General features: G+C 39.9%; 2 protein-coding genes. One reads left to right on the top strand and one right to left on the bottom strand.

What is annotated here, in order from left to right; translation table 11 throughout:
* A partial coding sequence (locus LB467_RS18600) for a pyridoxal phosphate-dependent decarboxylase family protein (RefSeq protein ID WP_237690472.1) occupies nucleotides 1-596 on the top strand: 596 nt, incomplete at its 5' end.
* A 12-nt stretch (nucleotides 597-608) separates the two neighbouring features.
* Here the strand turns inward: LB467_RS18600 and LB467_RS18605 are convergent.
* Nucleotides 609-1,220: SDR family NAD(P)-dependent oxidoreductase (locus LB467_RS18605; RefSeq protein WP_224475653.1), on the bottom strand; the 612-nt coding region annotated here is incomplete at its 5' end.

Raw genomic sequence — 1,220 nt, forward strand, 5'->3', positions numbered from 1 at the left:
CTCATTATAAATATCTGGTTAAAGGAATTGAGCAGGCTGATTCGGTAGTGGTGGATTACCACAAGATGATGATGACACCATCCCTTTCTACTGCCCTTATTTTTAAACGTGGGAGCGATGCATATAAAACCTTTTCTCAGAGGGCACAGTATCTTTGGACAGAGCAAGAATCCGAAGAATGGTACAACGGAGGAAAACGCAGCTTTGAGTGCACCAAAGCCATGTCTGTCTTGCATGTATATACTCTTTATAGAACATTTGGAGATAGCATCTTTGGGGAAAATATTGATACTTTATTTAGAATGGCTACCGAATTTTCCGACCTGATCAGCGAGCATAAGAATTTTGAACTTGCTTATGAACCGCAGTGTAATATTGTTTGCTTCCGTTATACTAAAGGAGCAGAGGATTTTACAGAACTTAACCGTAAAATCAGGCAAATGCTTTTAGAAGATGGTAGGTTTTATATTGTACAAACCGTTTTGAACGGGGAATTGTACCTTCGTGTATCTCTTATGAATCCCCTGTCAACTATTAGTGATTTAAAGGAATTGCTCCTCGAAATAGAAAAAAAGGCAGCTCTTATGAAAGTATAGAAAGGTATCCTTTTACATAGAACGGTGGTTTTGGGTTCTTTTTTCCAATGCCTCATAATTGGCTATGGCGAATTCATCCATTTTTTTGGGATCATTAAAATTCAGATCAATTTGTTTTTTCCTCTCTTCTCCTCCAAGAATCACCTCAATATCTTTATTGATAAGGCCTTTTACAGATAATCTCGCTACCTCTTCGGGACTGTCCATTTTACCTACATCTGCTGTTTTCATCATGTTGGTGTCTGTAGCTGAAGGATACACTGTCATAACATGAAGAGGATATTGATGCAACTCTCTTCTCATAGCATCTGAAAATTGCCCGACTGCCGCTTTAGTGGCAGCATACACACTGTAAAAAGGCATTGCGATGTATCCATAACCGGAGGAGATATTCATAATGGCTCCTTCATTGCTCTTCTGGAGAAGAGGCAAAGCCTTTTTTGTCAACAAGATAAGTCCGGTGAGGTTAACGTTGATTTGCTGGATAATATCCTCGTCACTTAGTTCTGACAGCAGGCCTGCGCTTACCACTCCCGCACTATTGATCAAAATGTCCAGATGCTCCCATGATTCAGTAATTTGCTTCACAGCTTTCTCCAAATCCTTTGGGTTGCTGACATCTGC

It is taken from the genome of Salegentibacter tibetensis, assembly GCF_020164485.1.
GTDB classification, from domain to species: Bacteria; Bacteroidota; Bacteroidia; order Flavobacteriales; family Flavobacteriaceae; genus Salegentibacter; species Salegentibacter tibetensis.